The organism is Kineothrix alysoides (assembly GCF_000732725.1).
In the GTDB taxonomy this organism is placed as follows: Bacteria; Bacillota; Clostridia; order Lachnospirales; family Lachnospiraceae; genus Kineothrix; species Kineothrix alysoides.
In genome coordinates this window covers 1,921,483-1,934,598 of sequence record NZ_JPNB01000002.1, presented here as the reverse complement: position 1 = coordinate 1,934,598, position 13,116 = coordinate 1,921,483, and the positions used below count along the sequence as shown (strand labels likewise).

The 13,116-nt window shown below is 44.3% G+C and carries 11 protein-coding genes and 1 pseudogene; 4 read left to right on the top strand and 8 right to left on the bottom strand.

What is annotated here, in order from left to right:
* Nucleotides 1-271 precede the first annotated feature (271 nt).
* From CC90_RS25195 to CC90_RS0119800, 4 genes and pseudogenes are all read left to right on the top strand, one after another.
* A pseudogene (locus CC90_RS25195) lies at nt 272-1,548 on the top strand (ABC transporter ATP-binding protein).
* A 30-nt stretch (nt 1,549-1,578) separates the two neighbouring features.
* The gene (locus tag CC90_RS0119810) at nt 1,579-2,511 is read left to right on the top strand and encodes a class I SAM-dependent methyltransferase (protein ID WP_031392447.1); all 933 of its coding nucleotides are present in this window, start codon (nt 1,579-1,581) and stop codon (nt 2,509-2,511) included.
* 102 nt (nt 2,512-2,613) lie between these two features.
* Nucleotides 2,614-3,624, top strand: coding sequence for a hypothetical protein (locus tag CC90_RS0119805; protein ID WP_031392446.1), 1,011 nt, complete (start codon nt 2,614-2,616; stop codon nt 3,622-3,624).
* A 10-nt stretch (nt 3,625-3,634) separates the two neighbouring features.
* On the top strand, nt 3,635-4,036 hold the full coding sequence (locus tag CC90_RS0119800) for a hypothetical protein (RefSeq protein ID WP_031392445.1): 402 nt from the start codon (nt 3,635-3,637) through the stop codon (nt 4,034-4,036).
* A gap of 163 nt (nt 4,037-4,199) precedes the next feature.
* Here CC90_RS0119800 and CC90_RS24710 read toward each other — a convergent pair whose 3' ends face one another.
* The 8 genes from CC90_RS24710 to rfbB all read right to left on the bottom strand — a co-directional run bounded on the left by CC90_RS24710 (nt 4,200) and on the right by rfbB (nt 13,079).
* A complete protein-coding gene (locus CC90_RS24710) occupies nt 4,200-5,570 on the bottom strand; it encodes a hypothetical protein (RefSeq protein WP_242843348.1) in 1,371 nt (456 codons plus the stop codon).
* Nucleotides 5,549-6,463 carry a class I SAM-dependent methyltransferase gene (locus tag CC90_RS24705; protein ID WP_242843347.1) on the bottom strand — a complete coding sequence of 305 codons (915 nt, stop codon included), beginning with the start codon at nt 6,461-6,463 and terminating at the stop codon, nt 5,549-5,551. The genes CC90_RS24710 and CC90_RS24705 overlap by 22 nt, the downstream gene beginning before the upstream one ends.
* A gap of 30 nt (nt 6,464-6,493) precedes the next feature.
* Nucleotides 6,494-7,771 (bottom strand): ABC transporter ATP-binding protein, encoded by a 1,278-nt coding sequence (locus CC90_RS0119790; RefSeq protein ID WP_031392444.1) that lies wholly within the window; start codon nt 7,769-7,771, stop codon nt 6,494-6,496.
* Nucleotides 7,772-7,949: 178 nt separating this feature from the next.
* Nucleotides 7,950-8,966, bottom strand: a complete 1,017-nt coding sequence (locus CC90_RS0119785; RefSeq protein WP_081906064.1) for an ABC transporter permease — start codon at nt 8,964-8,966, stop codon at nt 7,950-7,952.
* A gap of 8 nt (nt 8,967-8,974) precedes the next feature.
* A complete protein-coding gene (gene rfbC / locus CC90_RS0119780; protein WP_031392442.1) occupies nt 8,975-9,532 on the bottom strand; it encodes a dTDP-4-dehydrorhamnose 3,5-epimerase in 558 nt (185 codons plus the stop codon).
* A 96-nt stretch (nt 9,533-9,628) separates the two neighbouring features.
* A complete protein-coding gene (locus tag CC90_RS23420; protein ID WP_051869812.1) occupies nt 9,629-11,017 on the bottom strand; it encodes a glycoside hydrolase family 25 protein in 1,389 nt (462 codons plus the stop codon).
* On the bottom strand, nt 11,007-11,876 hold the full coding sequence (gene rfbA / locus CC90_RS0119770; RefSeq protein ID WP_031392440.1) for a glucose-1-phosphate thymidylyltransferase RfbA: 870 nt from the start codon (nt 11,874-11,876) through the stop codon (nt 11,007-11,009). The genes CC90_RS23420 and rfbA overlap by 11 nt, the downstream gene beginning before the upstream one ends.
* A gap of 120 nt (nt 11,877-11,996) precedes the next feature.
* Nucleotides 11,997-13,079 carry a dTDP-glucose 4,6-dehydratase gene (rfbB, locus tag CC90_RS0119765; protein ID WP_031392439.1) on the bottom strand — a complete coding sequence of 361 codons (1,083 nt, stop codon included), beginning with the start codon at nt 13,077-13,079 and terminating at the stop codon, nt 11,997-11,999.
* Nucleotides 13,080-13,116: the final 37 nt, after the last annotated feature.

Here is a 13,116-nt window from a genome sequence, read left to right as displayed (position 1 = left end):
TCCACTTATTTTTGGATTTTTACGGTTACGCTGTTTTGCATCGGCTCTTTGATTTTTAAAAGGCTGAAGGTACATTTTGCGGATGTGATGTAGAAAGAAAATATGGTTACTGTTCACACAGTAGCTTAACACTTGCTGTTAAGCTACGTAGGAATATGATTCAAGAGATAATTTCTGCTTCGCGAAGAGAATTTAGATGCAGAAATCATGCGTTACTGAGAACGGAGTGGGCAGTAACAAAATATTAGCAGTGCAACGGAGAAACGGCTGAATGAAAGAGAAGAAAATAGCTATACAGACCAAGCAATTGGAAAAAGTATATCGATTATATGATAAGCCTTCGGACCGAATGAGAGGAGCCTTCGGGCTGTCGGGAAAGAAGCACTATAAAGAGCACCATGCGCTGGATAAGGTGGACATGACGGTATATCAGGGGGAGACGGTTGGAATTATCGGAACCAACGGATCGGGAAAATCCACGATTTTGAAAATTATTACGGGAGTGTTGAACCCTTCAGGAGGAGAAGTGACCGTGGATGGGCGCATATCCGCGCTTCTCGAGCTGGGTGCAGGCTTTAATATGGAATACAACGGTATAGAAAACATTTATTTGAACGGTACGATGATTGGCTTTTCGGAGAAGGAAATCGACGAGAAGATGGATGCCATATTGGATTTTGCAGATATTGGGAGACTATGTGTACCAGCCGGTCAAGACGTATTCTAGCGGAATGTTCGTGGTCTGGCCTTCGCGGTGGCAATTAATATCGAGCCGGAAATATTGATCGTGGACGAAGCTCTGTCGGTGGGTGACGTATTCTTTCAGGCAAAAGTGTTATCACAATTCGAAGAATTCAAGAAAATCGGAAAGACGATTCTTTTTGTCAGCCATGACTTGAGCAGCATTAGTAAATACTGCGACAGAGTAATATTGCTTAATAAGGGAAAAAAGCTGGGCGAAGGTTCGCCCAAGGAAATGATAGACGTCTATAAGCGGGTGCTCGTAGGGCAATATGCGATTGAAGATGAGGAAAAAGGAACCTGCTAAATGACAACGATTTAAAAGAGGCAGCGGCAGTGAAAGCGGGAATCAATCCTGATTTTGCTGGAATATGGAACGAAGGCGGCCTGTATAACGGAGTATTATATTACGGACAGCGAAGGATTAAGACTACTGCTGTTATAAAGGGGCATGAATTCACGATTCACATGAAGGTGGAGTTTTCACCAGGATGTTCCGGCACCCATTTTGCATTTACGGTTAAAAATATAAGGGGTACCGAGATTACAGGAACGAATACGATGTTTGAGAAGACATTTTTAAAGCCGGTAAGCGCCGGAAGTGTGAAAGCGGTTACCTTCAGACAGAAGATGAGCCTCCAGGGAGGAGAATATCTATTGTCTCTGGGCGTTACCGGATATGAGAACAACGATTTCGCCGTGTATCATAGGCTGTATGATGTAATCAATGTGACAGTAATATCGGATAAGGATACGGTAGGTTATTACGATATGGACACGGAAGCTGTTGTACGTGACTGCATATAGCAACCAAGCTGGGGCAAAAGGAGAACTGATATGAATGCTTTTTCAAATACGGAGCAGATTGGAAAAATAGTTCTTGATTATAAATATTATCCGGGCGAGGACCTTTACTGTGACGGAGCGGTAGAGGATGAGCTTCTGGACATCGTTAAAAACTATTCTCCAATAGAGTATAGACGTATTATTGAGGAACGCGCTAAATGGCCGGTCCTCTATCATTTGTCCCCTCTTAGGGAAAATATTGTGGACTGGGTTCCCATGGATAAAGATGCGAAGGTTTTGGAGGTAGGAGCAGGCTGCGGTGCGATTACTGGCAGTTTGGCCAAAAAAGCGGGAAGTGTAACCTGCATCGACTTATCCAAGAAAAGAAGTATGATCAATGCCTATAGACATCAGGATTGCGATAACGTTACCATACATGTGGGGAATTTTAAGGATATAGAGCCGGAGTTGCCGAATGATTTCGATTTTATTTATTTTATCGGCGTATTCGAGTATGGTCAGAGCTATACCGGAACGGCCCGCCCCTATGAGGATTTACTTAAGATGATGCTGCGCCACTTGAAAAAGGGCGGGAGAATCATCATCGCTATTGAAAATAGACTGGGACTTAAGTATTTTGCCGGATGCAGGGAAGATCATCTGGGAACGTATTTTTCGGGAATTGAAGATTACGCACAGGGTGGCGGCGTGCGCACCTTTACGAGAGAAGGACTGGAACATATTTTTTATACCTGCGGAGTGGAAAACTATTCCTTCTATTATCCATATCCTGATTATAAATTTATGACTGCTTTGTATTCTGATAAGAGGCTTCCTCTGCCGGGAGAGCTGTCGGAGAACAACAGAAATTTTGACAGGGACAGAATGCTCCTTTTCGATGAGAAGCAGGCTTTCGATGGGATAATAAAGGACGGTATTTTTTCTGTGTTTTCCAATTCTTATGTAAGCGGTTATCGGAGATGATTTCGATATAAAGTATGCCAATATTCCAACGACCGTTCGCCGGAGGTATGAGATTCGTACGGAGATATGCATTGATACAGACGGGAAAAGATAGTAAAAAACATGCGTTATCGAAATGAGGCCGTAGATCATATCAGAAGCATGGAGACTGCATATAACGACTTGATGCAAAGATTTGAAGGCGGTAAGCTGGAAGTCAATAAGTGCAGCTTATGTGAGGACGGTAAGTCGGCGCAGTTCGAATATGTGGAGGGAATAACGCTGGAGGAGATTTTGGACGGCTGTCTGGAGAGAAATCAGATTGATAAATTCCATGCGTTATTTAATGAATATCTGGAGAGGATTTCTTACCATGAGGAGATGCCGGTGGCGGATTATGATTTGATTTTTTCTAATATATTGATTACACCAGAAGAAGCGGCTGATGAGGTGACGGATAAAGCTGCAGAGGAAGTTTTTGGAGAACCGGTTGGGAATGATGTCGAGGATACGTTCAAGGAAACATCAGTAGAAGTAGCTAATGGAGTTTCCGGAGAAACAGTGGAAGAAACTTTTGTGGAAACAGTAAGTGAGGATTCATATTCAGATGAACCTAGTCTTAAGGCGATAAAGAATGGAGTTTGGACGATTATAGACTACGAGTGGACCTTCGGCAAGCCGGTCAGTTCCAAGGAAACGGCATTCCGCGCGGTATATTGCTATGTCCTTGAAAATGAAAAAAGAAATAAACTGAATTTGGATGCGGTCATAGATACTCTTGGTATTACAGAACGGGAGGCAGAGGAGTTCCGTGAGCAAGAGATGGGATTTCAAGAGTTCGTTACCGGAAAGCATAAATCTATGGCACAGATGCGTGACGCCATAGGTTATAAAATCATGGAGCCGCTAAAGTGGGTGCATAAGTTTGATGATTCCTCAAAAAAGGAGAGAATACAGATTTATGAAGATAGAGGAAAAGGGTATTGTGAGGAGGATTCCTATTTCGTAAGGGACGCTTATGAAGGGGAGAATTTGATTCGTCTGAAGCTGGAGGCGGATGGAGATGTGAATATGCTTCGTATAGATCCGGCTATGGATTATTGTGTCGTGCGGGTGAAGGAGCTGACTTTTTAACGGAGAAGCGGTGGAGCTTGGTAAGAAGAATATTATTACTAATGGGAAGAGCCTGAAGGACGGGAGTTATGTGTTTGCGACGGAGGATCCGAATATAAACATAAGGCTGAGCAATTTGGATAGGATGGGGAAGAATGAAATAGTGGCAGAAATGGAAATTGTGCGCGTGCCGGAGGAAATTGCGAAGGATATGGCGGGAGCGGTGAAAAGATTTGGTGATGGGGATGTGATTGCGAAACAGGTGGGGGTGGAAATTTTATGTACAATTTGGGGAGGCTGTGAGAGCCTTTCTTCGGTGGATTTGGTTTCTGTTCCTACGCTCGCGGCTGTGTTTTCTAAAGGAAACCGTGAATATTGTGGGGACGGACGGGCCGGCCGGCAGCAACGGACATCCATGTCCTATGCTGCCTAAACGCCGCATCCATGCGGCGTTTTCCCTGGGTACTGAGGTTTCCTTAAGAAAACACAAGCCGCTCGCTAACGGAACCGAAACCAAACCACCGAAGAAAGGCTCCGAGAGTCTCGAAATTGTACATAAAATTGGCGAAGCTACGAGTTTCGCAATCACATCCCCATCACCAAATCTTTTTCACCGCTCCCGCCATATCCTTCGCAATTTCCTCCGGCACGCGCACAATTTCCATTTCTGCCACTATTTCATTCTTCCCCATCCTATCCAAATTGCTCAGCCTTATGTTTATATTCGGATCCTCCGTCGCAAACACATAACTCCCGTCCTTCAGGCTCTTCCCATTAGTAATAATATTCTTCTTACCAAGCTCCACCGCTTCTCCGTTAAAAGTCAGCTCCTTCACCCGCACGACACAATAATCCATAGCCGGATCTATACGAAGCATATTCACATCTCCATCCGCCTCCAGCTTCAGACGAATCAAATTCTCCCCTTCATAAGCGTCCCTTACGAAATAGGAATCCTCCTCACAATACCCTTTTCCTCTATCTTCATAAATCTGTATTCTCTCCTTTTTTGAGGAATCATCAAACTTATGCACCCACTTTAGCGGCTCCATGATTTTATAACCTATGGCGTCACGCATCTGTGCCATAGATTTATGCTTTCCGGTAACGAACTCTTGAAATCCCATCTCTTGCTCACGGAACTCCTCTGCCTCCCGTTCTGTAATACCAAGAGTATCTATGACCGCATCCAAATTCAGTTTATTTCTTTTTTCATTTTCAAGGACATAGCAATATACCGCGCGGAATGCCGTTTCCTTGGAACTGACCGGCTTGCCGAAGGTCCACTCGTAGTCTATAATCGTCCAAACTCCATTCTTTATCGCCTTAAGACTAGGTTCATCTGAATATGAATCCTCACTTACTGTTTCCACAAAAGTTTCTTCCACTGTTTCTCCGGAAACTCCATTAGCTACTTCTACTGATGTTTCCTTGAACGTATCCTCGACATCATTCCCAACCGGTTCTCCAAAAACTTCCTCTGCAGCTTTATCCGTCACCTCATCAGCCGCTTCTTCTGGTGTAATCAATATATTAGAAAAAATCAAATCATAATCCGCCACCGGCATCTCCTCATGGTAAGAAATCCTCTCCAGATATTCATTAAATAACGCATGGAATTTATCAATCTGATTTCTCTCCAGACAGCCGTCCAAAATCTCCTCCAGCGTTATTCCCTCCACATATTCGAACTGCGCCGACTTACCGTCCTCACATAAGCTGCACTTATTGACTTCCAGCTTACCGCCTTCAAATCTTTGCATCAAGTCGTTATATGCAGTCTCCATGCTTCTGATATGATCTACGGCCTCATTCGATAACGCATGTTTTTTTACTATCTTTTTCCCGTCTGTATCAATGCATATCTCCGTACGAATCTCATACTCCGGCGAACGGTCGTTGGAATATTTGGCATACTTTATATCGAAATCATCTCCGATAACCGCTACATAAGAATTGGAAAACACAGAAAAATACCGTCCTTTATTATCCCATCGAAAGCCTGCTTCTCATCGAAAAGGAGCATTCTGTCCCTGTCAAAATTTCTGTTGTTCTCCGACAGCTCTCCCGGCAGAGGAAGCCTCTTATCAGAATACAAAGCAGTCATAAATTTATAATCAGGATATGGATAATAGAAGGAATAGTTTTCCACTCCGCAGGTATAAAAAATATGTTCCAGTCCTTCTCTCGTAAAGGTGCGCACGCCGCCACCCTGTGCGTAATCTTCAATTCCCGAAAAATACGTTCCCAGATGATCTTCCCTGCATCCGGCAAAATACTTAAGTCCCAGTCTATTTTCAATAGCGATGATGATTCTCCCGCCCTTTTTCAAGTGGCGCAGCATCATCTTAAGTAAATCCTCATAGGGGCGGGCCGTTCCGGTATAGCTCTGACCATACTCGAATACGCCGATAAAATAAATAAAATCGAAATCATTCGGCAACTCCGGCTCTATATCCTTAAAATTCCCCACATGTATGGTAACGTTATCGCAATCCTGATGTCTATAGGCATTGATCATACTTCTTTTCTTGGATAAGTCGATGCAGGTTACACTTCCCGCTTTTTTGGCCAAACTGCCAGTAATCGCACCGCAGCCTGCTCCTACCTCCAAAACCTTCGCATCTTTATCCATGGGAACCCAGTCCACAATATTTTCCCTAAGAGGGGACAAATGATAGAGGACCGGCCATTTAGCGCGTTCCTCAATAATACGTCTATACTCTATTGGAGAATAGTTTTTAACGATGTCCAGAAGCTCATCCTCTACCGCTCCGTCACAGTAAAGGTCCTCGCCCGGATAATATTTATAATCAAGAACTATTTTTCCAATCTGCTCCGTATTTGAAAAAGCATTCATATCAGTTCTCCTTTTGCCCCAGCTTGGTTGCTATATGCAGTCACGTACAACAGCTTCCGTGTCCATATCGTAATAACCTACCGTATCCTTATCCGATATTACTGTCACATTGATTACATCATACAGCCTATGATACACGGCGAAATCGTTGTTCTCATATCCGGTAACGCCCAGAGACAATAGATATTCTCCTCCCTGGAGGCTCATCTTCTGTCTGAAGGTAACCGCTTTCACACTTCCGGCGCTTACCGGCTTTAAAAATGTCTTCTCAAACATCGTATTCGTTCCTGTAATCTCGGTACCCCTTATATTTTTAACCGTAAATGCAAAAATGGGTGCCGGAACATCCTGTGAAAACTCCACCTTCATGTGAATCGTGAATTCATGCCCCTTTATAACAGCAGTAGTCTTAATTCCTTCGCTGTCCGTAATATAATACTCCGTTATACAGGCCGCCTTCGTTCCATATTCCAGCAAATCAGGATTGATTCCCGCTTTCACTGCCGCTGCCTCTTTTAAATCGTTGTCATTTAGCAGGTTTCCTTTTTCCTCATCTTCAATCGCATATTGCCCTACGAGCACCCGCTTATAGACGTCTATCATTTCCTTGGGCGAACCTTCGCCCAGCTTTTTTCCCTTATTAAGCAATATTACTCTGTCGCAGTATTTACTAATGCTGCTCAAGTCATGGCTGACAAAAAGAATCGTCTTTCCGATTTTCTTGAATTCTTCGAATTTGTGATAACACTTTGCCTGAAAGAATACGTCACCCACCGACAGAGCTTCGTCCACGATCAATATTTCCGGCTCGATATTAATTGCCACCGCGAAGGCCAGACGCACGAACATTCCGCTAGAATACGTCTTGACCGGCTGGTACACATAGTCTCCAATATCTGCAAAATCCAATATGGCATCCATCTTCTCGTCGATTTCCTTCTCCGAAAAGCCAATCATCGTACCGTTCAAATAAATGTTTTCTATACCGTTGTATTCCATATTAAAGCCTGCACCCAGCTCGAGAAGCGCGGATATGCGCCCATCCACGGTCACTTCTCCTCCTGAAGGGTTCAACACTCCCGTAATAATTTTCAAAATCGTGGATTTTCCCGATCCGTTGGTTCCGATAATTCCAACCGTCTCCCCCTGATATACCGTCATGTCCACCTTATCCAGCGCATGGTGCTCTTTATAGTGCTTCTTTCCCGACAGCCCGAAGGCCTCTCTCATTCGGTCCGAAGGCTTATCATATAATCGATATACTTTTTCCAATTGCTTGGTCTGTATAGCTATTTTCTTCTCTTTCATTCAGCCGTTTCTCCGTTGCACTGCTAATATTTTGTTACTGCCCACTCCGTTCTCAGTAACGCATGATTTCTGCATCTAAATTCTCTTCGCGAAGCAGAAATTATCTCTTGAATCATATTCCTACGTAGCTTAACAGCAAGTGTTAAGCTACTGTGTGAACAGTAACCATATTTTCTTTCTACATCACATCCGCAAAATGTACCTTCAGCCTTTTAAAAATCAAAGAGCCGATGCAAAACAGCGTAACCGTAAAAATCCAAAAATAAGTGGAGGAATAAAAATGCTCAAAAAACCATTCTTGCTCGTACACGGCGCTGCGGTAGCCGTTCACTATATAAACCATAGGGTTGAGCTTGAACAGAGGCTTCATCTTATCGCTCAGCATGGATATATCCCATAAAATAGGTGTTGCCCACATGCCAATCTGGAGAACGATACCTATGATTTGCTGTAAATCCCTGAAAAATACAACAATTGCGCAGGTCGAATAGCTGATGGCGAGCACCAGCACGAATTCGCAGAAGCTATAATAAAAAACCTGCAGCGTATATACGCTTGGATAATAACCGTAACCTATGGCGATGAGCAATAAGATCACTACAAAAAAAGCATGTATGAAGGTAGCCGCAATTACCTTGATAATAGGTAAAATACTTATTTTAAAGACTACCTTTTTCACGAGGTAATTATATTCCATAAGCGCTGTCGTTCCATTGCTCAGTGCCTCCGAAAAATAAAACCACGGCACCAGTCCCGCCGTCAAGTATAAGACATAAGGAACCTCTATACCGCCCGCAACAAGCTGACTTCTTGTATCGAATACCCTGTCGAACACGATCCAATACATAACAACAGTCACCACCGGCTGCACAAATGCCCATACCATACCGAGATAAGACCCGGCATATCTCTTTTTAAAGTCGTTCTTAGCCAGCTTCCATATGAGCCTCCGGTTCTGGAGCAGCTCCTTTGGTAGCACCGTAAGCCTATCGTAAAATATACCGAAGATCACGCAGGTAAACACGATAAGCACACAAGCCATTATCTTTTTCATAAGCTCGGTAGTCTGGTCTGCCAACGGATTGTGATGCATTACAACAATCCCTGCCAAAATAAGGGCAATCAGATAGAATACTGCAACCGCTGCTTTTTTTGGAACGTTTTTTATTTTTGATTTAAGTGTATCTTTAACCATACGACGTCCTATTTCTCCCGGGCATATTCCTTTATGCCGCCCCATTTCATATCCTTTTCAGACATGATAAGCTCCATGCCTTCCGGAATCGGCCATTTCACTCCGATATCGGGGTCGTTGTAAAGCAGACCTCCTTCATCGTTCGGATGATAGAAATCCGCGCATTTATATGCGAACTCCGCAAACTCAGACAGTACGAGAAAGCCATGTGCAAAATTTTTCGGAACAAAAAACTGTTTTCTATTCTCTGCAGACAAAACCACGCCGAACCATTTGCCAAAGGTAGGGCTTCCTTCCCTCAAATCCACTGCGACGTCGAATACTTCTCCACTGATTACCCTTACCAGCTTGTCCTGAGGAAATTCCTTCTGGAAATGCAATCCCCGAAGCACTCCCTTTTTCGAAGCCGACTGATTGTCCTGAACAAAAAGCTGATCGATTCCGGCCTCCTTGAACTCCTCATAATGATATGTCTCCATAAAATATCCTCTGGAATCTCCGAAGACTGCTGGCGTAATTACTTTAAGCCCTTCTATCTCACATGTCTCTACCGTTATCTTTCCCATTTTAAATAACTGCTCCTTTTACTCTATTCTCATGCAGGCAACATGCCAAGCGCGCAGGTTTGCCTGTCCACTTGGCGACTGCCCGTAACCATCCTGCTACCAGTCCGCTTTCTCCGTCCCACCGATTGCTTTCGGCTCAACAATTTCTCCGTCAAGAGGCTCTCCTGCCTTAGGCTGCGCCCCTATTCCTTCGCTATTTTCAGCATCTCCCGCCTTAGGCGATTCTATTTTCAAATAGCTTAAGCTAAAGTCCACCTTACCTTCAATTCCGTCCACGGTTCCGCCGGAAGTATACTGCCACATATGGTAGTAGCCTTGATATACCGGCACATCTCTGTATTCCGCAAGCCATATGATATAGTCCTTTAACGAGCTCATGTCTAACATCTCGTTAAACCAGTTCCTCGCTCCATACACGCCTGCCCTGTATCCAGCGCTTTCCATAGTAGCACAAAAGGCTTTGCATACTTGGGTGCGCGCCTCCAGCTCCAGGCCATCCGCCCGGCCGTTGCCTCCCGCGCCTTCCGTATCGATGAAAACCGGATAGCTGATATTGTAATCCTTGCACATATTTATGACCATGCTGGCTTCTTCCACCGCTTCCACAGTACTTACCGCCTGTGTAAAGAAGTATACTCCCACTGGAATACCTGCATTCAGAGCGCCTTTTATATTGGCCTTAAAATAAGGATCCTCAATTAACGCACCTGTAGTGGCTCCACGGTAACCCACGCGGATAATTGCGAATTCTACGCCTTCGCTTTTCACCTTATCCCAATCAATTTCCTTGTTCCACTTGGAAACATCGATACCGATTTTCGCGTTGGGATTGTTTGCCTGCATTTTAGTTATCTCACTATTGTCCGCATCATCTTCCGCGCCGTTTACTTCCAAGTCCTCCAGCGCAGGGTCTACGTCCTCCTCCGTAAATATGAGCAGGCTGATATCGTCGATCGCCACATATTCTACACTCTGCTTCACTTCAATTCTGGCCGGCGTATCCGGTACCCGATAGCCCAACATCTCCTTCAAGGTCACTTCATAGGAACCGGCGCGCAGATGATCGATGTAAATGACGCCGTCCTGATCCTCATCCGGATATTCCTTATCACCGTTCAAGACCGCACAAAAGGACTCTCCCTTCACGAGCTTGCCCGCATTATCAACGACCTGAATGCGCAAATCCTTTTCCACCGAAGTCATGAGCAGTGACAGATTCTTTTCACTCATTTTCTCTATGGAGGAATAAGGCTTTTTGTCCGGGTCAAAAAAAGTTTCGTCCGTTAAAAATGACCGTTCATCCGATCCAATCTGAGCCGTCTGCACATCTTCCTGCGTCTTCGTGCTCTCCGGAACCTCGGCAGATACCTCCTGCTCTTCCCTTTTGTTAAAAAAATCCTTGTTTGCGTATAATACGCTTCCCATTACCGCCACAAACATTATAATGACCAGAAAAACAGTCATATTCTTCAGCCTAGAGCCCATTTGCAACCTCTATCATGTATTTTCCATAGTCCGTCTTCATCAATGGTTCCGCCAGCTTAAGGAGCTGTTCCTTCGTAATAAATCCTCTCTTATAAGCAATCTCTTCGATGCAGGAGATATACAGACCCTGCCTTTTCTGGAAAGCCGACACGAAATCTGCCGCGTCCAGGAGAGAATCGTGATTCCCTGTATCAAGCCATGCGAAGCCTCTTCCGAGAGTCTCCACCATCAGGGTTCCACGGCGCAGGTATTCGTTGTTGATACTCGTAATCTCTATTTCACCGCGTGCGGAAGGCTTTACGTTCTTAGCTATTTCCACTACGTCATTGTCATAAAAATACAGACCCGGCACCGCATAGTTGCTCTTCGGTTTTTCCGGCTTTTCTTCTATCGAAAGGGCTTTCCCGTTCTCATCGAACTCCACCACTCCATATTCCCTCGGGTCGCGGACATAATACCCGAAAATAGTCGCTCCTTTTTCTCTCTGTGCAACTTCGCGAAGCACCCTGGAGAAGCTCTGTCCATAAAAAATATTGTCGCCGAGCACCAGCGCCACACTGTCGTTTCCTATGAAATCCGCTCCGATGATAAAAGCGTCCGCGAGTCCTCTCGGATATTCCTGAACCGCATATTGAATCTCGAGTCCAAGCTGCTCTCCCGTGCCGAACAATTCCTCGAATACGGGCACATCCCTGGGAGTAGATATAATCAGTATCTCCCTGATCCCCGCCAGCATAAGGGTTGACAGCGGATAATATATCATCGGCTTGTCATAAACCGGCATTATCTGTTTCGAAATCGCTTTTGTCAATGGATAGAGGCGCGTTCCGCTTCCACCTGCAAGAATAATTCCTTTCATGATAAAAATCGTTCTCCTTTCAAGGTCGTCTACATTATCATTTAGTATATCACAAAATATCTGGATTGAAAACGTAAAATGGGAACGATTTAAAACCGTTCCCACCCGAATGACAGCATTTTACTTTCCGCTGTACATATCCTTATAATATTTCTGATATTCTCCGCTGGTAACATTCTTCATCCAGTCCTCATTCTCAAAGAACCACTGGATTGTCAGCCTGATACCTTCCTTGAACATGGTCTCCGGTTCCCAGCCTATTTCCGCTTTGATTTTATCCGGTGCGATGGCATATCTTCTGTCATGACCTTTTCTATCTTCCACATAAGTAATCAAGTCCTTGCTTATCAGCTCTTTTCTGGGATCATTCTCAGGAAGCATATCCTGCAAGGTTTCTATAATAATATTGATAATTTCGATATTCTGTTTCTCGTTATGCCCGCCTACATTATAGGTTTCGAAAAGCCTTCCCTTTTCCTGAACCATATCGATTGCTTTCGCATGGTCTTCCACGTACAGCCAGTCTCTGACATTCTTACCGTCTCCGTACACCGGAAGCTTTTTCCCCTGAAGTGCATTATTGATAATGAGGGGAATCAATTTCTCAGGAAACTGATAAGGGCCGTAATTATTGGAGCAATTGGTTATATTCGCAGGAAAATGATAGGTATCCATATATGCCTTTACCAACATATCTGAGCTGGCCTTGCTGGCAGAATAAGGGCTATGAGGATCGTATGGCGTAGTCTCATAAAAATACTCACCTTCCTCTTCCAGGGAGCCGTATACCTCGTCCGTGGATACATGCAGAAACTTCTTATCCGGCTTAAAGCTGCCGTCTCCCAGTTCCCATGCACTCTTCGCACAGTTCAGCATCACTGCGGTTCCAAGAACATTGGTCTGTACAAACACCTCCGGATTACGGATACTTCTGTCCACATGACTTTCCGCTGCAAAGTGCACAACTCTATCGATGTCATTGGTTTCAAATATCTTAGAAATTGCTTCCTTATCGCAGATATCCGCTTTGACGAATTCGTAATTGTCTCTGTTTTCTATTTCCTTCAGATTCTCGGGATTTCCTGCGTAAGTAAGCGCATCCACATTGATAATCTTAATATCGCTCCCATATTTTTTAAACATGTAATGAATGTAATTGGAGCCGATAAAGCCTGCTCCGCCTGTTACCAGATAAGTTTTCATAATGTTTTGCATGCCTTTCCATTTTTTATTCTCACGA

Bases quoted from the DNA above. Each gene is read 5' to 3' on its own strand.
- CC90_RS23420 (WP_051869812.1), bottom strand. From the start codon at position 11,017: ATGGGCTCTAGGCTGAAGAATATGACTGTTTTTCTGGTCATTATAATG.
- rfbB (WP_031392439.1), bottom strand. From the start codon at position 13,079: ATGAAAACTTATCTGGTAACAGGCGGAGCAGGCTTTATCGGCTCCAAT.
- CC90_RS0119805 (WP_031392446.1), top strand. From the start codon at position 2,614: ATGCGTTATCGAAATGAGGCCGTAGATCATATCAGAAGCATGGAGACT.
- CC90_RS24705 (WP_242843347.1), bottom strand. From the start codon at position 6,463: ATGAATGCTTTTTCAAATACGGAGCAGATTGGAAAAATAGTTCTTGAT.
- CC90_RS0119785 (WP_081906064.1), bottom strand. From the start codon at position 8,966: ATGGTTAAAGATACACTTAAATCAAAAATAAAAAACGTTCCAAAAAAA.
- rfbA (WP_031392440.1), bottom strand. From the start codon at position 11,876: ATGAAAGGAATTATTCTTGCAGGTGGAAGCGGAACGCGCCTCTATCCA.
- CC90_RS0119810 (WP_031392447.1), top strand. From the start codon at position 1,579: ATGAATGCTTTTTCAAATACGGAGCAGATTGGAAAAATAGTTCTTGAT.
- rfbC (WP_031392442.1), bottom strand. From the start codon at position 9,532: ATGGGAAAGATAACGGTAGAGACATGTGAGATAGAAGGGCTTAAAGTA.
- CC90_RS0119790 (WP_031392444.1), bottom strand. From the start codon at position 7,771: ATGAAAGAGAAGAAAATAGCTATACAGACCAAGCAATTGGAAAAAGTA.